Origin of the sequence: Streptomyces tailanensis (genome assembly GCF_008386495.1) — a bacterium.
GTDB lineage: Bacteria > Actinomycetota > Actinomycetes > Streptomycetales > Streptomycetaceae > Streptomyces > Streptomyces tailanensis.
This window is the reverse complement of record NZ_VTHJ01000059.1, coordinates 46,924-62,946: the sequence shown is the minus strand read 5'-3', so window position 1 is coordinate 62,946 and position 16,023 is coordinate 46,924. Positions and strand designations below refer to the sequence as shown.

General features: G+C 70.3%; 18 protein-coding genes and 2 pseudogenes. 11 read left to right on the top strand and 9 right to left on the bottom strand.

The window, feature by feature from the left end:
* Positions 1 to 134: 134 nt before the first annotated feature.
* Positions 135 to 620 carry a MarR family winged helix-turn-helix transcriptional regulator gene (locus F3T56_RS35970; protein WP_149829548.1) on the bottom strand — a complete coding sequence of 162 codons (486 nt, stop codon included), beginning with the start codon at positions 618 to 620 and terminating at the stop codon, positions 135 to 137.
* Positions 621 to 785: 165 nt separating this feature from the next.
* On the opposite strand from F3T56_RS35970, the gene F3T56_RS35965 reads away from it, so the two are divergent.
* Together F3T56_RS35965 and F3T56_RS35960 are read left to right on the top strand one after the other, a co-directional pair.
* Positions 786 to 2,012 carry a cytochrome P450 gene (locus F3T56_RS35965; RefSeq protein WP_149829547.1) on the top strand — a complete coding sequence of 409 codons (1,227 nt, stop codon included), beginning with the start codon at positions 786 to 788 and terminating at the stop codon, positions 2,010 to 2,012.
* Between the two features lie 43 nt (positions 2,013 to 2,055).
* On the top strand, positions 2,056 to 2,253 hold the full coding sequence (locus tag F3T56_RS35960) for a ferredoxin (RefSeq protein WP_149829546.1): 198 nt from the start codon (positions 2,056 to 2,058) through the stop codon (positions 2,251 to 2,253).
* An 11-nt stretch (positions 2,254 to 2,264) separates the two neighbouring features.
* Here the strand turns inward: F3T56_RS35960 and F3T56_RS35955 are convergent, their stop codons facing one another.
* Positions 2,265 to 2,957, bottom strand: coding sequence for a TetR/AcrR family transcriptional regulator (locus F3T56_RS35955; protein WP_149829545.1), 693 nt, complete (start codon positions 2,955 to 2,957; stop codon positions 2,265 to 2,267).
* Positions 2,958 to 3,152: 195 nt separating this feature from the next.
* Between F3T56_RS35955 and F3T56_RS35950 the strand changes: the two genes are divergently transcribed.
* On the top strand, positions 3,153 to 4,556 hold the full coding sequence (locus tag F3T56_RS35950) for an alpha/beta hydrolase (RefSeq protein WP_246204243.1): 1,404 nt from the start codon (positions 3,153 to 3,155) through the stop codon (positions 4,554 to 4,556).
* Between the two features lies 1 nt (position 4,557).
* Here the strand turns inward: F3T56_RS35950 and F3T56_RS35945 are convergent.
* A pseudogene (locus tag F3T56_RS35945) lies at positions 4,558 to 4,737 on the bottom strand (dienelactone hydrolase family protein); the annotation flags it as partial.
* Between the two features lie 197 nt (positions 4,738 to 4,934).
* Here F3T56_RS35945 and F3T56_RS35940 point away from each other — a divergent pair.
* The 6 genes and pseudogenes from F3T56_RS35940 to F3T56_RS35915 all read left to right on the top strand — a co-directional run bounded on the left by F3T56_RS35940 (position 4,935) and on the right by F3T56_RS35915 (position 8,887).
* Positions 4,935 to 6,569, top strand: a pseudogene (locus F3T56_RS35940) (nuclease/transposase family protein).
* 35 nt (positions 6,570 to 6,604) lie between these two features.
* Entirely contained in the window at positions 6,605 to 6,757 is a 153-nt protein-coding gene (locus tag F3T56_RS35935) for a hypothetical protein (protein WP_246204242.1), read from the top strand.
* Positions 6,758 to 6,958: 201 nt separating this feature from the next.
* On the top strand, positions 6,959 to 7,198 hold the full coding sequence (locus F3T56_RS35930; RefSeq protein ID WP_149829543.1) for a hypothetical protein: 240 nt from the start codon (positions 6,959 to 6,961) through the stop codon (positions 7,196 to 7,198).
* A 2-nt stretch (positions 7,199 to 7,200) separates the two neighbouring features.
* Complete coding sequence (locus tag F3T56_RS35925; protein WP_149829542.1) at positions 7,201 to 7,386, top strand: hypothetical protein; 186 nt, start codon at positions 7,201 to 7,203, stop codon at positions 7,384 to 7,386.
* A gap of 148 nt (positions 7,387 to 7,534) precedes the next feature.
* The gene (locus F3T56_RS35920; RefSeq protein WP_149829553.1) at positions 7,535 to 8,014 is read left to right on the top strand and encodes a carboxymuconolactone decarboxylase family protein; all 480 of its coding nucleotides are present in this window, start codon (positions 7,535 to 7,537) and stop codon (positions 8,012 to 8,014) included.
* A gap of 156 nt (positions 8,015 to 8,170) precedes the next feature.
* Positions 8,171 to 8,887: a DUF2637 domain-containing protein gene (locus tag F3T56_RS35915; RefSeq protein ID WP_149829541.1), complete on the top strand. Its 717-nt coding sequence runs from the start codon at positions 8,171 to 8,173 to the stop codon at positions 8,885 to 8,887.
* A gap of 14 nt (positions 8,888 to 8,901) precedes the next feature.
* On the opposite strand, the gene F3T56_RS35910 is transcribed toward F3T56_RS35915, so the two are convergent.
* From F3T56_RS35910 to F3T56_RS35900, 3 genes are all read right to left on the bottom strand, one after another.
* On the bottom strand, positions 8,902 to 9,495 hold the full coding sequence (locus F3T56_RS35910; RefSeq protein ID WP_149829540.1) for a 3'-5' exonuclease: 594 nt from the start codon (positions 9,493 to 9,495) through the stop codon (positions 8,902 to 8,904).
* A gap of 71 nt (positions 9,496 to 9,566) precedes the next feature.
* Positions 9,567 to 10,928 (bottom strand): serine hydrolase domain-containing protein, encoded by a 1,362-nt coding sequence (locus F3T56_RS35905; protein ID WP_149829538.1) that lies wholly within the window; start codon positions 10,926 to 10,928, stop codon positions 9,567 to 9,569.
* 215 nt (positions 10,929 to 11,143) lie between these two features.
* On the bottom strand, positions 11,144 to 11,464 hold the full coding sequence (locus tag F3T56_RS35900; RefSeq protein ID WP_246204244.1) for a hypothetical protein: 321 nt from the start codon (positions 11,462 to 11,464) through the stop codon (positions 11,144 to 11,146).
* 173 nt (positions 11,465 to 11,637) lie between these two features.
* On the opposite strand from F3T56_RS35900, the gene F3T56_RS35895 reads away from it, so the two are divergent.
* Positions 11,638 to 12,621, top strand: a complete 984-nt coding sequence (locus F3T56_RS35895; RefSeq protein ID WP_149829536.1) for an NAD(P)H-dependent flavin oxidoreductase — start codon at positions 11,638 to 11,640, stop codon at positions 12,619 to 12,621.
* 52 nt (positions 12,622 to 12,673) lie between these two features.
* Here the strand turns inward: F3T56_RS35895 and F3T56_RS35890 are convergent, their stop codons facing one another.
* The 3 genes from F3T56_RS35890 to F3T56_RS35880 all read right to left on the bottom strand — a co-directional run bounded on the left by F3T56_RS35890 (position 12,674) and on the right by F3T56_RS35880 (position 15,145).
* A complete protein-coding gene (locus tag F3T56_RS35890; protein ID WP_246204241.1) occupies positions 12,674 to 13,687 on the bottom strand; it encodes a hypothetical protein in 1,014 nt (337 codons plus the stop codon).
* A 118-nt stretch (positions 13,688 to 13,805) separates the two neighbouring features.
* Complete coding sequence (locus F3T56_RS35885; RefSeq protein ID WP_149829535.1) at positions 13,806 to 14,357, bottom strand: GNAT family N-acetyltransferase; 552 nt, start codon at positions 14,355 to 14,357, stop codon at positions 13,806 to 13,808.
* Entirely contained in the window at positions 14,354 to 15,145 is a 792-nt protein-coding gene (locus F3T56_RS35880) for a class I SAM-dependent methyltransferase (protein WP_149829534.1), read from the bottom strand. Before F3T56_RS35880 ends, F3T56_RS35885 begins: the two co-directional genes overlap by 4 nt.
* Positions 15,146 to 15,294: 149 nt before the next feature.
* Here F3T56_RS35880 and F3T56_RS35875 point away from each other — a divergent pair, with 149 nt between their 5' ends.
* Positions 15,295 to 15,774: an Lrp/AsnC family transcriptional regulator gene (locus tag F3T56_RS35875; protein ID WP_149829533.1), complete on the top strand. Its 480-nt coding sequence runs from the start codon at positions 15,295 to 15,297 to the stop codon at positions 15,772 to 15,774.
* The last annotated feature ends 249 nt before the right edge of the window (positions 15,775 to 16,023 follow it).

Below are 16,023 nucleotides of genomic sequence, written 5' to 3'. Positions count from 1 at the left end.
ATAAGACCAGAACCCGTTCTGGCACAGCGCGATGAAACAGGAAGTCACGGAATCCCGCCCGAGACCTGTGCCGCCTAGCGGCGCAGCAACGAGCGGGACGGCCAGAATCTCCCTCCTTCGGAAGGGAGTACAAGTCAACGCCGCTCCACCGGCTCCGCCTCCGGTCGTGGCCAAGAACGTCCGCTGATGCGTTCGATGTCGGTGTTGAACCGGCGCAGGTCGGCGATGAAGCGGCGGCGGCGCTCGGCGGGCCAGTCGGCGATGACGTCGGTGACGCCGGCGACGAACACCTCGCGCTGCTCGGCGAGGCGCGCGAGCCCCTTCTCGGTGATACGGAACTTGCGGGCGACGCCCCCCTCGGGGTCGAGGGTGCGCTCCACCAGGCCGTCGCGCAGCAGGGCCGAGGTCTGCCGGGTGAACGTGGACGCGGCGAAACCGAACGCCTCCACGAACTCCGGGATGGACATGGGCCCTTGGGCCTCCAGCCTGCTGAGCAGCACATAGGCGCTGCGGTCCAGGGTGCCGCCGCCGCGGACACCGCGGGGCGTCGACGTATCACGGTTGCGCGTCAGGATCAGCAACTCCCGCTCGATGCGCTCCCCCGCGTCTCGGGCATCCACGCCGGTCTCCTCCTGACGTCCTGTGCATCACCAACATCTTCACCCTACGTCGAGATTGCGCCATGCATGGAGAGTGCATGATGCACTATTGATGCATGATGCACCAGGTGAGTAGCGTGCGTTTCCATCTCCACTCCGCCCACTCCCCCACAAGGAGATGTCGAGATGAGCGAGTCCGTCGTCCGCCTGCCGATACCCACCCCCGGCCCCCTGTATCCGCCCGCCGAATGGGAGCGACTGCGCGAGCGGTGCCCGGTGGCCACGGTCGAGCTCCCGAGCGGTGACCGGGCGAAGTTCGTGAGCCGCTACGACCACGTCCGCGCCCTGCTGTCCGACCCCCGGTTCTCCCGCCCCAGGGCCGGGGACGACGCCGCGCGGGTATCCGCCGACGGAGCGGGCGGCGTCGCGGCCGACGCGAGCCCCGAGTACGAGCTGGCCATACCGGAGAACGGCGAGCCCCATCTGCGCTGGCGGCGCCAGGTCGGCCGGTACTTCACCGCCAAGCGCATGGCCGCCCTGCGCCCCGACATGACGAAGACCGCCGAGGCCCTCCTCGACGACATGATCGAGCGCGGCCGGCCCGGCGACCTCAAGGCCGCCCTCGGTTTCCCGCTCCCCGTCTACGTCATCTGCGCCCTGCTGGGCGCCCCCGCCGAGGACCGCGACCGCTTCTCGCACTGGTCCGACGCGTTCCTCAACGTCAGCCGCTTCTCGCAGGAGGAGACGAAGGCGGCGTTCATCGGCTTCTCCCGGTACATGACGGAGCTGATCGCGGCCAAGCGGGCCGACCCGGGCGAGGACCTGCTCAGCATGCTGATCGTGGAGGGCGCGGCGCTGCCGGAGGAGGAGCGGCTGACCGACGCCGAACTGCTGGCCACCGGCATGGGGTTGCTGGTCGCCGGCCACGAGACCACCGCCAACATGATCGGCAAGATGGCCGCGCTGCTGCTGGCCGACCGCAGCCGTTGGGAGCAGCTGCTCGCCGACCCGTCGTTGATCCGTACGGCGGTCGAGGAGGTACTGCGCTTCGACGCCAACCTCGGCGGCTTCGGCATCCGGCGCTATCTGAGCGAGGACATCGACCTCGACGGGGAGGCGCTGCCGAGCGGCACCACCGTCTTCTGCGGCATGTCCGCCGCCAACCGCGACGAGCGGGTCTTCGACGGCGCCGACAAGATGGACCTCACCCGCGGCCCGAATCCCCACCTCACCTTCGGCGCCGGCCCGCACTCCTGCCTCGGCCAGGCCCTCGCCCGCACCGAGCTCCAGGTCGTCCTGGAGGTCCTGCTGCGCAAGCTGCCGACGCTCGAACTCGCCGTATCCGCCGAGGAGTTGAAGAAGGTGGAAGGACTCCTCGTCGGCGGTCTGCGCGAGGTCCCGGTGCGCTGGTGAAAACCGGGGAGCAGGAAGGAAGGCAGGGAGGAAGGGAGCCGTCATGAAGGTCCGCGTGGACGAGGCGAAGTGCTGCGGCGCCGGCCAGTGCGCGCTGATCGCCCCCGAGGTCTTCGACCAGCGCGAAGACGGCATCGTCGTACTCCTCGAACCCGGACCCGCCCCCGACCGGCACTCCGCCGTCCGGGAGGCGGCGGCGGTCTGCCCGGCCGCCGCGATCGCCCTCGACGAGGACGCCTGAGACACGGGCCCTCAGCCCTGCCCCTTGGGTGCGCGATGAGGGCCCAACTCCCGCAGTACGTCACCCAGTTGGGCGGCGGTGAGGGCGGGTCCGGGGAGGGGTGAGGGTTCGGGCGGGGTCGCGGCCCGGAGGCCGTCGAGGAGCAGGGCGAGGGGGCGGTGCCAGGCGTCGGGGGTGGTCGCGGCGGTCAGGGCCGGGACGGCGCGGCCGAGGGCGGCGAGGGCGAACAGGACGTCCTCGGTGGTGACATCGGGGCGGACGGTGCCCTCGTCGCGGCCGCGCGCCAGCAGGAGTTCCAGCGTCCGGCGGTTGTGCGCGTGCACGGCGTCGAGGGCACCGACGCTCTGCACATGGGTGGTCATGAGGTCGTTGGTACCGCGGTCGGCGGCCAGCGTGCCGAAGACGGCCCGGAGGTAATCGGTCAGCCCGGACCAGGCGTCCGGGGCGCTCCGGAGCCGTTCGCCGACGGCCATCGTGTCGGTGAGCTGGTCGTGGAAGACGGCGTCGATGAGGGCGGCGCGGGTGGGGAAGTGCCGGTAGAGCGTCGCGTTCCCGACCCCGGCCCGGCGGGCGATCACGTCCAGCGGCGCGTCGAGGCCCTGCTCGGTGAACACCTGGTGGGCCGCCGCCACCAGCAGCTCCCGGTTCCGCTGCGCGTCGCGCCGCCGCGGCGGCGGCGTCGCCCGTTCTGCGCCGACGGTCATCCTCGTCCTCCGCGCCCGACCACAACCGGGGAGTGCTCCCCAGCACCCACACCCCCGATGTTATCGTCGGACCATTAAGCGGGGAGTACTCCCCGTTTGAGGTGATCCAAGCCCCCCGGTGACGGACGCCCACGGGGAGCGGGAGAAGCTGGGGGCAGTGTCGTGCCCCCCCAACTCCCAAGGAGACGACCCGAGATGACGAATCGACGGGCGAATCGACCGACGAGCCGACTGTCACGCAGAGCGGTACTGGGCGGACTTGCCGGAGGGCTGGCCCTGGCCGGTACTGGCGGCGGGACCGCGTCGGCGGCCGCCGGGCAGAAGACCGGGTACGGGGCCGGTGAGGCGTACGTGCCGATCGCCGTGGGCGCCGGAGGCGGCCCCGTCACCAGTGATCGCGTGCACGTTCTCAAGGTCGGCCCCCGGGACGCGGCGACGGTCCTCGTGCTGGTGCCGGGGATGTTCGGGGCGGCCAACGACTTCCGGCTGGTGGCGCGGGATCTGGTGGCGGCCGTGCCCGGGGTGCAGGTGTGGGCGGTGGACCGGCGGGAGGAGAACCTGTCCGACCGGAGCGGGTTCCTGGGCGCCGATCCGCTGGGCTACTACCTCGACGGGCGGTATCGGTCGCAGGACCCGGCGGCGTCCGGGTTCGTGGGCGGGTGGGGGCTCGGGCTCGCCCTGGCGGATCTGCGGGCGGTGGTACTGGCCGCGCGGGCCGGTGGGCGGCGGCGGGTGGTGCTCGGCGGTCACTCCTGGGGCGCGACCAGCGCGTTGGCGTACGCCGCCTGGGACTTCGACGGGCGGGCCGGGTACCGGGACCTCGCGGGGCTGGCGGTCGTCGACGGCGGGGTGCGCGGGGCGTTCGAGGGGACCGGGGCGCCGGCGCAGGACTCGCCGGAGGAGGTGCGGGAGCGGCTCGCGGCGATCGAGGGCGGGCGGGTCTTCGACCTGACCCTGAGCGGGGTCGGGCTCGGCACCCGCGCGGAGAGCACGCAGATCTGGTACCAGCTCGCCGGGTGGTACGCCCACCACGACCCCGAGGGCCGTTCCGTGCTCCAGCCCCGGCTGCCCGACGCGCTGCGGCTGCCGTATCCGATCACGAACGCCGCGCTCCTCGGCACCCTCGTCGACGCGGGCTTCGGCTGGCCGAACGACATCAGTGTCCACTCCGGGCACCTCGCCGACACCGCCGACAGCGCGGGCGTACGAGGATGGGTCGACGACGGGATGACACCCCTCGGGCGGGTCGCCGAGGCGTACGCCGGGCCCGTGCCGGGGGTGTGGGAGTGGTACTGGCCGGCCCGCCTGTCGGTGGACCTCGACATCAGCGACGCCTACGCCGACACCGAGCTGGCCCGCTCCCTGGGCCTGCGCCTGTGGCACGCCGGCGCGCTCGACGTGCCACTCTACGCCTTCCAGACGAGCTACTCCCACGGCACCGTCGTGGCCGGGACCCGGCGGGTGGCCGCCGGGTCCCGTGTCCCGTACGCGACGTACGAGACCGACGAGGGCATGAACCACCTCGACCCGCTGTTCGCCGCGACCGCCGCCAACACGATGACGCGCACGCTGGCGGCGTTCCTCCGGGGGCTGGGGTAGCTCAGAGGTTGCGGGCCAGCAGATCCAGCAGGGCCGTCCAGTGGCGTTCCGTCGCCTCCGGGCTGTGCATGGCGGTGTCGGCCTGGGTGAAGCCGTGGTGGGCGCCCGCGTACACCTCGCCCCGGTGCCGGACGCCGGCGGCGGTGAGGGTCTTGTCGAGGCGGTCGATCTGCTCGGCGGGGTTGGCAACTGCTGGGGTTTGGCTGAGTGTGAGTGTGTTTTGGCGTCCGAGTGAGCACTGGCGATCCCGGCTGGGACGCACGCTGCCCTTCCGGGGTGGGAATGAAAGTTTGCGTGTCGAATGCGTGACCTTCTCTGGTGGTGTTCGTTGGGTGTGATGACCGGGTTTTCGAGGGGCGGTACGAGGGTGCGGGGGAGGTGAGTGGGTTGCGGGAGCTTGCGGTGCCGTTCGTCGCGCCCGGCCCTTCCGGTGTCGCGGTCCGTACCCGGCTGAAGCAGCTCACACCCGCAGACGAGACGGTGCTGCGGCTGGTGGGCGCCCACCTCGGGTCGCTGGCCTCCCGTGACCTGAAGACGCGCTGCCGGAACGGCCTGGTGCACGACGGTGAGGCGTGGGCGGCGCGCAAGCGGGAACTGACGCCGTTCTCGTCCGCGCGGTGGGCGGGGGCGATCACCAAGGCCAGCCACGACCAGTGGGCCCTGGCGCGCCGCTGCCAGCTCGCCCACATCCAGGGCCTGGAAGCCGGGATCAGGACGATCAAGCACCGGCTGTCCCAGCCGGTGGGCCAGAAGGGCAGCAAAGGGGAGCCAGGCGGCTACCGCAGCAAGCGGGAGTGGCATGCCAAGTCCCGCCGTCTGCACGTCCTGGAAGACCGGCTGGAGCGGGAGCGCGCCGACCGTGAGGCCGGGATCGTGCACGTCGTACGCGGCGGCAAGCACCTGGCCCGCACCCGGCACCACCTCGACGCCGCGCAGCTCACCGAGGACCAGTCAGTGGCGCCGGCAGTGGGAGGCCGAGCGCTGGTTCTGCCAGGCCGACGGCGAGTCGGGGAAGCAGTACGGCAATGAGACCCTCCGCATCACCCCCGACGGCGAGGTGAGCATCAAACTCCCCGCCCCGCTCAAGGAGTTGCGAACGCCCCGCACGGCCGGTACGTCCTCGCCGCGAGGGTGGGGTTCGCGCACCGGGAGCAGGAATGGGCGGACCGAGTGGAGGCCAACCGGGCGGTCGCCTACCGCATCCACCTGGACACAGAACGCGGGCGCTGGTACCTGACCGCCTCCTGGCAGATCCCGCCCTCCCCGGCCATCCCCCATACCGCAGCCCTGGCCCACGGCGTGATCGGGGTCGACATGAACGCCGACCATCTGGCCGCCTGGCGGCTGGACACTCACGGCAATCCCATCGGCCAGCCGCGCCGCTTCCCCTTCGACCTGTCCGGCACCGCCGAACACCGTGACGCCCAGGTGCGCCATGCCCTCACCCGACTGCTGCACTGGGCCCGCGCCTGCGGCGTCAAAGCGATCGCCGTCGAAGACCTCGACTTCACCGCCGACAAGACCCGGGAGAAACACGGCCGCAAGCGCCGGTTCCGGCAGCTCATCTCCGGCATGCCCACCGGCCGGCTCCGCGCCCGCCTGACCTCCATGACCGACCAGACCGGCATCGCCGTCATCGCGGTCGACCCGGCCTATACCTCGAAGTGGGGCGCCCAGCACTGGCAGAAGCCCCTCACCCACGACCACAGGAAGACCACTCGCCACGAGGCAGCCGCCGTGGCGATCGGACGGCGCACCCAAGGGCACCCGATCCGGCGACGGACGACACCGCCCCCTGCACACCAGAGCGATGTACAGGGGCATCGGACCGTCCAGGCCGACCGGCGTGCACTCGGGCGTGAGGGACCCCGCCCCCGCATCCCCGGACCACGCACACGATGCGTGCCGCCCGGACGCGGAGTGAACGCGGGCAACCAGAACGCCCAACACCGTTCGGGGCGTTCGGCTGAGCATGAATCCTGGCAACAGGACTCACTCCCGCTCAGCCCATAGGAACGGTTGGTGGAGTCGTTGTCTTCAGCTCGGCGGTGATCCGGTCGGCGAGCAGATGTGCGGCCGCCGCCGCCCTCAACTGCCTCCAGATCGCCCTGGACCACTGGACCGCCTCGGACGGCCAGCTCGACCTGCTGGCCCTCCTGGACGAGGCCTTCACCGCACTCACACGCCCTGTCTCCTCATAGGGCCGGGGCCGGTGGTGTAGCCGGCTGCACCACCGATCCGGGAGAGCACTCCCTCGTGACGGGAGCGGCCGGACGGGATCGTTGATGTCACGAGGTCCAGCCGGGCTGCGCATCGCACTCCGGCCCTCGCGACTCCCCCGACTCTCCGGCGATTCCCCCGACTCTCCGGCGACTCTCCGGACTCCCCCGAAGGAAGACCCCATGAAGGCCCTGCTCGGCTCGAAGCCCGTCCTGTGGTTCCTGTTCCTGTTCAACCTCGTCGTCGCCGCCGCGGCCCCCTTCGTCGTCGACGGCACCCAGGGCATCGCAACCGGCACAGGCATGGGCGTCGTCTCCCTCGGCGCGGGTGTCAGCCTCCTGCGCGGCCGGGGACAGCGGGGCCTGACCCCACCCGGGTGGCACGGTGGGCACCGATCTCATCAGAACCCGAAGAAGGGGTGAGCATGACCGTGCTCATACTGTCCGGCGTCCTCGTACTCGTCCTCGGCGGCTGCGCCTGCGTCGTCTGGGCCTCCCGGGGCGGCCCCCGCTGGGTACGCGCCGTCTCCACCGCCACGCTGACCGCCGGCGAACTGGTACGCCGGTCGAACCGCAAGGACGGCAGGAACGGGAGCAGCCAGGACGAGTGAGCCGTCGAGCGATTGACGAGGCACGGGCGGGCGAGGCGTGAGACCCACGTCGCACCCAAGCCTCGCCCAGTTCTGTCACATCGCGCCGAGTCGTTCCGTCGTAGGTGTGTAGCCATCGACCACGGCAGAGGAGCACACCATGAGCACCATGACCACCGAAGCCCGCCTGAACTTCTTCGCCAACCCGACCGCGGGCAGGCTGCTGAAGCACTTCATCGCGGCGGGCAAGGTCGTGACCGACTCGGCGCTGCCCCTGTCGACGCAGGAACTGATCAAGATCCGTGCCAGCCAGATCAACGGGTGCGGTTTCTGCCTCGACATGCACACCAAGGAGGCTGCCGCCGCCGGCGAGACCTCGACCCGCCTGCACATGGTCGCGGCCTGGCGCGAGGCCACGGTCTTCACCGAGGCCGAGCGCGCCGCGCTCGAACTGACCGAGCAGGGCACCCGCATCGCCGACGCGGCCGGCGGAGTCTCGGACGAGGTCTGGGAGAACGCCGCCAAGCACTACGACGAGGACCAGCTCAGCGCCATGGTGTCGCTGATCGCCGTCATCAACGCCTTCAACCGTATGAACGTCATGGTCCAGAACCCCGCCGGCGACTACCAGCCGGGCCAGTTCGGCTGACCAGCACAAATCCGGGTGTTCCAATAGTCATCACTACACCCCGCGCGCTCCCCCAAATGCCCGATTCCTCGCGCCGTTCGGCACTCGTTAGATGATCGCGACTCGGAAGGAAGCGAAGGAAGCACAGAGCCCGAAGCGGAGCGCGAAGGACAGAGGATGGACAGGATTCAGGACAGGATTCAAGCGAGAAAAAACTATGACGCGGTAAGCCCATACCCTGACTGCCCTGACCCACTCGACACGCAGAACCTCTGGCGCGTCACCGATCCGACGATCCCGTCGGGCGGATGGGATCCGGATGAAGAACTGGTCCAGATGCTGCACACGGCGGCGCCCGGCGTGGATCCCGATCCACCCCCGCTGGACGACTACGCCCACCCCCGCCGCCCGGTCCACCGGCGGCGCCCCCGGCCCGGAGTTCATCTCCTCGCCGGAAATCCGAGAATCATTCCGGTGGCGATTCTGATCGTGATGATCGCGGCGTGTGCGGTGACGATGCTGACCTGGTCCATTTCCTATTCGTACGAACAACTGCGTGCCATCGCCCTGCTGGTGGTGACGGCGGATCTGGCACAGTGGTGGCCGCTGACGGTGTACGGGCCGTGGCTTCTCGCCGGTCTGTCCATCCTGCGCGCATCCGTACAACACCGCACCGCCCGCCGGTCCTGGGCGGTGATGCTGATCGCCTCCGGCACGGCGGCGGCGCTGTGCATCGCCCAGTCGCCGCATTCTCTTCTCGCGATGGTGATCGTCGGAATTCCCCCGATCACCGCCCTGGTCTGTTTCCGCGAACTCGTCGGCCAGTTCTCGTCCAAATACGGCCCGCGCCACGCCGCCGACAGCGTGACCGTGCCCAAGCAGAGAAGGCCGTAGCCGCGCTTCCCCCGCTACAGCAGGCCCTTCGGCAGAGTCACCCCCATGCCCGCGAGGTGTTTCAGGGCGGCGGCGATGGAGTGGCAGTCGAAGAGGGCCGAGTGTTCGTTGCCGGGGGCGGGGGTGGGCAGGCCCAGGGCTTGCCAGAGACGGCCCGAGTTTATGGTCGCCGTGGTGGGGGCGACGGTGTTCAGCCAGGGGCGGATGTTGTGGAAGCCGGGGGTGAGGGGGCTGTGTTTGATCTCCTCGCCGCGGGCGCGGGCCCAGCCGATGTTCTCCCCGACGACGACCATGTCGTTGCCGTAGGAGAGGACCGACCGGCCCTGGCAGAAGGCGAGGAAGTCGCTCAGGGCCTGCGCCGGCGGGAGCCCGTACCGGTCCACCGACTGCTGGTCGATGCCGGTCAACTCCGTGAACGCCGGGGACAGTTGTGGGTTCACCACTGGGCGGACCAGCGTCTCGTACTCCTCGACGACAGCGTGGTCCTCGGTCAGGCGCAGGGCGCCGATCTGCACGATCTCGCGGAGTTGGCCGGGGGCCGACCAGTTCTGCTCATACGCCCCCGGCCACGTCGTGAACTCCAGGTCGAAGACAACGAAGGTGGACAAACGACACTCTCCCTGTGGTGCGGCACCGGTTTCCGGTTTTACGGAAGCGTCTTACCCACCCGCCGTCGTCGTCAGTTCGCGGGCTTCATGCTTCCGGTGGAAATTCCGGTGGACAGGTCAACGCCGCGCAGACCGTTGGGAAGGATCCGTTCGACGGCCGTACGCGATCCGGTGTCCCCCTTCGCCGTCAGGGACTTCGACGGCTCCGTGGCCGCCGTCGGGCACAGCGCCTCGACGATATGGGCGTTGAGGGCGGCGTCGATGGGGCTGGGCTCCAGGGCCGTACCGTCCTCGTTGAGGCGCTGGTACTTCATGAGGTTCCAGCCCATGCTGAGCTGCCGGTCGCCGTCCGCGCTGGTGAAGCTGAACGTGCCGGCGCCGAAGACCGCCCCGTCGTGGCCCCAGAAGCGGCCGCAGCCGGGGAGGTCGAGGGCGAAGATGCCGAGGCCGTAGTCGATGGTCGCGCCCGGGGCGACGGCGAGCGGAACCGTCCGCTGCATCTCGGCCACGGAGGCCTCGCCGACCAGGTCGCCGGAGAGCAGCTTGCGGTAGAAGCGGTTCAGGTCGTTCGTCGTGGAGACGATCGCGCCGGCCGTGTAGGCCCAGGACATGTCGTAGACGCTGTAGTCGCGGGGCGGGTCGATGAGGCCGTAGAACGACTCGTACATCTTGGGGTGCGGGCCCTTGATGTGCGGGGTGTGCGGGTACCTGGTGTCGCGCAGGCCGGCGCGGTCGATGACGTGGCGCGTGATGTACGTCGACGCCTTCTGGCCGGTGACCTTCTCCAGGACGAGGCCGGCGATCACGTAGTTGGTGTTCGAGTACGCGCCCGGCTGCGCGCCGGGGCTGCCGGTGGCGGGGGCCCCTAGGCCCAGCCGTACGAGTTCCTCGGGGCTGATCGAACGGAAACGGTGTTCGTCGAGGCTGGACGTGGAGTTCTGGTTGAGGGAGGGGAAGGCAGGGAGGACGTAGTCGCCGATGTGGCTGGTGTGGTTGAGGAGCATGCGTACGGTGATGGCGTCGCCGCGCTCCCGGTCGGCGCCGGGGAACAGGTCCGGGACGTAGTCGGTCACCGGGGCGTCGAGGCTGATCCGGCCGCGCTCGACCTGCTGGAGTATCGCCACCGCCGTGAACGTCTTGCTGATGCTGCCGATGCGCTGGCGCATGTTCGGGGTGACCTTGCGGCCCGTGTCGACGTCGGCGAGGCCGGAGGCGCCGGTCCAGCGGGCGCCGTCGTCACGGACGGACGAGTACACGCCGTACATGCCGGCCGTGTGGATCGCGTCGAGCGTGCCGCGCAGCTCGGCCCGGTCCAGCCCGGTGGGCGCCGGAGTCGTGGTCCCGGCTCCGGGCGCGGCCGACACCGTCGGCGCCGCGGTGACGAGCAGAAGTGTGGTGCCCAACGCGGTTCCGACAAGGCGTTTGATACGCACAGCTGTTCCCTCGTTTCCTAATGCTTCTTGATGCTTCGTGATCCGTGATGCTTCGTGATGCTCGTGACGTTCCCGATGACCCTGGGCGGTCAACTCCTGGGCTCTGTACGGCGATTGTCACGGGCGACCGGTGCGCCCTACATCGTTCGCGTGGACGATCACGTTCACAGCGGGGCCATGACATCTGTCATGACGGCCGATCACGGACGGCGGCCCTACGGGGTGCCGTGGCCGTCGAGGAATCGGAGCAGTACGGCGGCCTCCGCGTGCAGCCGGGCGACTCGGTCGGCGTGCGCTGGAGCCGTCAACCGGGCGGCGGCTTCGAGGCGTTCGGCCGCTTCGGCCCGCACGATGTCCACCACCGCGCGCTCGGTCAGCTCGCGCCGCGCCGCCTCCGTCGTACCGGCGCCGACCGGGGACGCCTCCAGGGCCAGTCCGCGCAGCTCGGCCTCGCCCACGGGCACGGCCTCGGCGTTGTCCAGCGCGGCGAGGGTCGAGCGGAGGGCACTGACCGCGGCCTTGTCGCGGGCGCGCATCGCCTCGGGCAGGGCTTGACGCATACGGACACGGATGGACATGCGGGGACCCTATGGCCAACGGCCCTGTCCAACAACGGAATTGGCCAAGGGCCCCGCCGACAACCGGGACTTCGGACCTGCCCCGGTTCGTCCTCCTGCGGGCAGGTCGGGCGCCGGGTGAGGATGGGCGCATGGGTTTGTCTACGGCGTTCACGCGGCTGTTCGGTGTGGAGCATCCGATCGCGCCGGCCCCGATGGGCGGGTCGGCCGGTGGGGCGTTGGCGGCGGCGGTCTCGCGTGGTGGTGGGCTCGGGCTGTTGGGCGGCGCGTTCGGGGATCGGAAGTGGCTGGCCCGCGAACTGGCCGTACTGGCCGCCGAGGGACCCGGAAAGCCGTGGGGCGTCGGCTTTCTGTCGTGGGCGATCGATGTCGGTGCGGTGGAGTGGGCGTTGGAGCGCGGTCCGACGGCGGTGATGCTGTCGTTCGGTGACCCGCGGCCGTTCGCGGAGCGGGTCCGGGACGCGGGATCGACGCTGATCATTCAGGTCACCGACCTGGAGGAGGCCCGCAGGGCGGTGGACCTGGGCGCCGATGTGATCGTGGCGCAGGGCACCGAAGCGGGCGGGCACGGGGCGCGGCGCGGGCGCTCCACGCTGCCGTTCGTGCCGGCGGTGGTGGATCTGGTGGCGCCGGTGCCGGTGTTGGCGGCCGGTGGGATCGCCGACGGGCGCGGCGTCGCGGCCGCCCTGGCGCTGGGGGCGGCGGGGGCGTTGCTCGGCACCCGCTTCCAGGCCACCACCGAGGCCCTGGTCGACCCCGCGACCGCCAAGGCCCTCATCGAGGCGCGCGGCGAGGACACCGAGCGCAACCGCGTGCTGGACATCGCCCGCGGTTCGAGCTGGCCGGAGGCGTACACGGCCCGCACGCTCGGCCATCCCTTCCTCGACCGGTGGCGGGACCGCGAGCACGAACTCGCGGCCGACCCCCACGAGGCCCGGCGGGCGTACGAGGACGCCGTGTCCCGGGGCGCGATTCCCCCGCTTCCGCTGTGGGCCGGCGAGGCCGCCGACCTCATCGACGACCTGCCGTCCGCGGCCGATCTGGTGGGCACCCTGGCCATGGAGGCCGAACACGCGCTGGCCAGGGCCGGCGGGCACCGACCTCCACGGCTGTGATCAGAAGGCCTGATCAGAAGCCCTGATCAGAAGCCCTGATCAGAAGCCCTGATCAGAGGCCGTGGTCCGAGGCCGTGATCCGAGGCCGTGATCCGAGGCCGTACCGGTACTTCACGTGGCGCCAGAAGTCGCGGAACATCCACTTGTCGAACTCGGTGATCTGCGCCGCGCTGCCCGCCTTCATCACGAAGCAGCACTGGCCGGTCGGGGTCCAGTCGTAGAAGTCGTCGAGGCCGAAGGTGTGGCCGACCTCGTGGAGGTAGATGTGGATGTTCTCCTGGGCGAGGGCGCCGGTGAAGTACGCGCGGCCCATGCGCTGGCCCCAGTCTCCGCCGGCGCCGCCGCCGAAGCCCTCGGTGAGCCAGAGGGACTGGTCGTAGTGGCGGGAGGCGCCGCCGGGGCAGCGGGAGTAGTTGCCGTCCTGGTGGAAGAAGCGGCCGCAGTCGGGGTTGCACTGCGGGGCGCCGGCGCCGTCGAGCATGTCGGTGTAGATGTCGACGGAGTTGTCGGTCCACTGGAGGGTGGAGCGGTTCTTCACCGCCCAGCCAACAATGTTGACGGGGACGTTGGTGTACGGCCAGGCATTGGTGCCCTGGCCGTTGTCGACCATCGCCGCCATCCACTTGCCGAACTGCTTCTTCAGCGCCGCGTGGATCTGGTCGCGCAGGGCCGCGCTGACCGGCTGGTCCAACTCCCAGCGGACGCAGTAGTTGACGCTGCCCCGGTTGGCCATGATCTGGTCCCAGCCGTAGTTCCGGAAGCCGTACAGGTCGCCGTACGTGGACTCGACGTGGTTCCAGACCTCGTTGAGCGGCTGGACCAGGTTCGCGGGCGGGTTCCAGACGTCTGCCGCGGCCGACCCGTCCGGGGCCGCCTGAGCCATCCTCCCGGTGGCCGCCTGAACCGCTCGTTCGACGGCCGCCTCGGACCGCGCCGAGTCGATCGCCGCCTCAGCCGAGGACGGGGTCGTCATCCCGGGCGCGAAGAGCAGGGCGGCCACGGCGGTGAAGACGGCCAGTAGTCGTACGACGGTACGTGCGACGTTGCCTGTGATACGGGTGCGCATGGTGAACTCCCTTGTGGAGAAAGGGATTTCACGTGCTGTGCTGCGTTTCTTACGCTCGTTGCGCTCGCTTCTGTTTGCTGCACCCGCTGGTTGCCGCCGAGAGCCCCGAAGGTTGCCGTCACTTAGGGGCGGGCGATACGGATTCCGCCCTGTGCCAGGCGACCCGGAGTTTGGCGGGAGTGCCGTCGAGGCGTTCGGGGTGACCGCCGGGCGGGGACACCGCCGCCTTCTCGACGCATAGTCCGCCGTATGCCTCGTAGAACTTCCGGGCGGCCCTGTTCTGTTCGAGAACCCAGAGGTAGAGGGAGCTGCCGCTGACCGCCCGCCCTGCGACCTCCTCGGCGGCCCGGATCAGGAGCAGGCCGCCGACTCCGGTGCGTCGGCGGTGGTGGCTGACATGGAGGTTGTCGACCAGGCTGCCCCAGACGGCATCCTCGTCGAGGACGACGTGGACGAAGCCGAGCAATCCGCCGCCGTCCTCGGCAAGGATCGTGACACCCACGTCCGGCTCGGCGAGGCGCGACGACCACACCGCCTCGCGGTCCGCCACCACATCGCCGTCCAGGAAGGCGTCGGCGTACGCACCCCGGTAGTGGCGGCGCCAGCTGTCGGCGTGCAGTCGCGCCACGCCCACAGCATCGGCGAGGCCCGCGATCCGCAGCGCCGTCACGGCGCCCTCCTGGCCGCCACGGTCCGCATACCCCCCGGCCCCGCGTCCTCCCGTACGACATGCAGCCCGGCGGCCCGCAGTTGGCCCAGCACCCAGGTGTGGGAGAGCCGTAGCTTGCGGTAACTGTGGGCGGTCATGGCCCAGTTGCCGTGGTCGCCGCGCTCGCGGGTGTGGATCAGGTCGTGGACGACGACCGTGTAGTCGTCGTAGTCGTCCGGGTACTCCAGGAAACAGGTCATGATGCGGTCCTCGGTGGCGCGGACCGGGAGGAAGCGATCGGTGCCGGTGAGGGGGACCGTGAGGTCGCGGTAGCCGAAGAGGGCCGTACCGTCGGGCGCGAGCGCGGTGGCGACGGCGCCGAACAGCGCGGCCGCGTCTCCCCTGGTCGGCAGGTGGGTCAGCGTGTCGCCGAGACAGACGACCGCGTCGGCCGAGCCCGGGCGGACCAGCTCACGCAGGGCGGTGCGGACATCGGCCCGTACTGGACGTACGGCCGGTACCTCGGCGGCGTACGCGGCCAACTCGTCCAGCAGCGGCCGACTCAGATCGACGGCGAGCACGGAGTCGAAGCCGAGCTCAGCCAGGGCGAGGCTGCCGTACCCCGGCCCGCACCCCAGATCCACCGCCAGGCTCCCGCCCGACCCGCCTCCCCACCCCTCCCCCGGCACCACACCCCACTCCGCCAGCTCCGCCCGCTGCCCCGCGACCAGCGCGGTCGGATCACCCCCGAGCATCCAGGTGTAGTGCTCGGCGAGAAACCGGTCATAGTGCTCGACAGCGGTAGTCATGGACCGAGGACTCCCTTCTCACATCCGGTGTACGGCCGTGGCTGCTCACCCCTACCCGGCCAAGCAAGCGAGAGGGGAATCTAGTGCGGAATACGGCCAGTTGGGGATCCGGCCGAACCCAATTCGGTGCGGGCGCCAAAATGACGGTCATGGACGGCAATGATTCGGCGATCCTCGCTCATCTGCAACGCGATGCACGGCTGACCAACCGGGAGTTGGCACGGCTGGTCGGGCTCGCGCCCTCCACCTGCCTGGAGCGGGTACGGGCGCTACGGGCACGCGGAGTGATCACCGGCTACCACGCGGCCGTACAGCCCCGGCTGCTCGGCCGCTCCCTCCAGGCCCTGGTCTTCGCCCGCCTCCGCCCACTGAGCCGGGACGTGATCTCGGCGTTCGAGACGTATCTCGCCGGGCTGCCCGAGGTGGTCTCCGTCTTCGTGGTCTCCGGCGACGACGACTTCATCATCCACGTGGCCGTCCCCGACATCGAACGCCTCCACGCCTTCCTCATGGACCGCGTGAGCGCCCGCCGTGAGGTCGTCACCTTCCGCAGCTCGGTCATCTACCAACAGACCAACGTCCGCGTACTGACACCGATGGGAGACGCCGAACTCGGCGAGGCGACCTGAGGAGTGCCGAGGCCAGCTCTCGCCACGACCAAAGAAGGGAGGGACCGATCAGTCCTAGCCAGACGTCCCTCAATTCCACCAGAGCCAATCCCGACCTCCCGCCACACGCCGCAACGACGCGCACAGAAAAGCCGATCACGGCCACTGTCAACCATCAGCTGGGACCGGACAGTGGGCCGAGTTCCAACGTCAACCCGACGGCGACCCGCGAGCAGCTCGTCGACATCCGCACGATCCACCCGCCCGAGA

Coding starts and splice junctions, on each gene's coding strand:
- F3T56_RS35950 (WP_246204243.1), top strand. CDS start 3,153: ATGACGAATCGACGGGCGAATCGACCGACGAGCCGACTGTCACGCAGA.
- F3T56_RS35915 (WP_149829541.1), top strand. CDS start 8,171: ATGGACAGGATTCAGGACAGGATTCAAGCGAGAAAAAACTATGACGCG.
- F3T56_RS35900 (WP_246204244.1), bottom strand. CDS start 11,464: ATGCGCGCCCGCGACAAGGCCGCGGTCAGTGCCCTCCGCTCGACCCTC.
- F3T56_RS35930 (WP_149829543.1), top strand. CDS start 6,959: ATGAAGGCCCTGCTCGGCTCGAAGCCCGTCCTGTGGTTCCTGTTCCTG.
- F3T56_RS35965 (WP_149829547.1), top strand. CDS start 786: ATGAGCGAGTCCGTCGTCCGCCTGCCGATACCCACCCCCGGCCCCCTG.
- F3T56_RS35890 (WP_246204241.1), bottom strand. CDS start 13,687: ATGCGCACCCGTATCACAGGCAACGTCGCACGTACCGTCGTACGACTA.
- F3T56_RS35955 (WP_149829545.1), bottom strand. CDS start 2,957: ATGACCGTCGGCGCAGAACGGGCGACGCCGCCGCCGCGGCGGCGCGAC.
- F3T56_RS35920 (WP_149829553.1), top strand. CDS start 7,535: ATGACCACCGAAGCCCGCCTGAACTTCTTCGCCAACCCGACCGCGGGC.
- F3T56_RS35925 (WP_149829542.1), top strand. CDS start 7,201: ATGACCGTGCTCATACTGTCCGGCGTCCTCGTACTCGTCCTCGGCGGC.
- F3T56_RS35960 (WP_149829546.1), top strand. CDS start 2,056: ATGAAGGTCCGCGTGGACGAGGCGAAGTGCTGCGGCGCCGGCCAGTGC.
- F3T56_RS35895 (WP_149829536.1), top strand. CDS start 11,638: ATGGGTTTGTCTACGGCGTTCACGCGGCTGTTCGGTGTGGAGCATCCG.
- F3T56_RS35880 (WP_149829534.1), bottom strand. CDS start 15,145: ATGACTACCGCTGTCGAGCACTATGACCGGTTTCTCGCCGAGCACTAC.
- F3T56_RS35875 (WP_149829533.1), top strand. CDS start 15,295: ATGGACGGCAATGATTCGGCGATCCTCGCTCATCTGCAACGCGATGCA.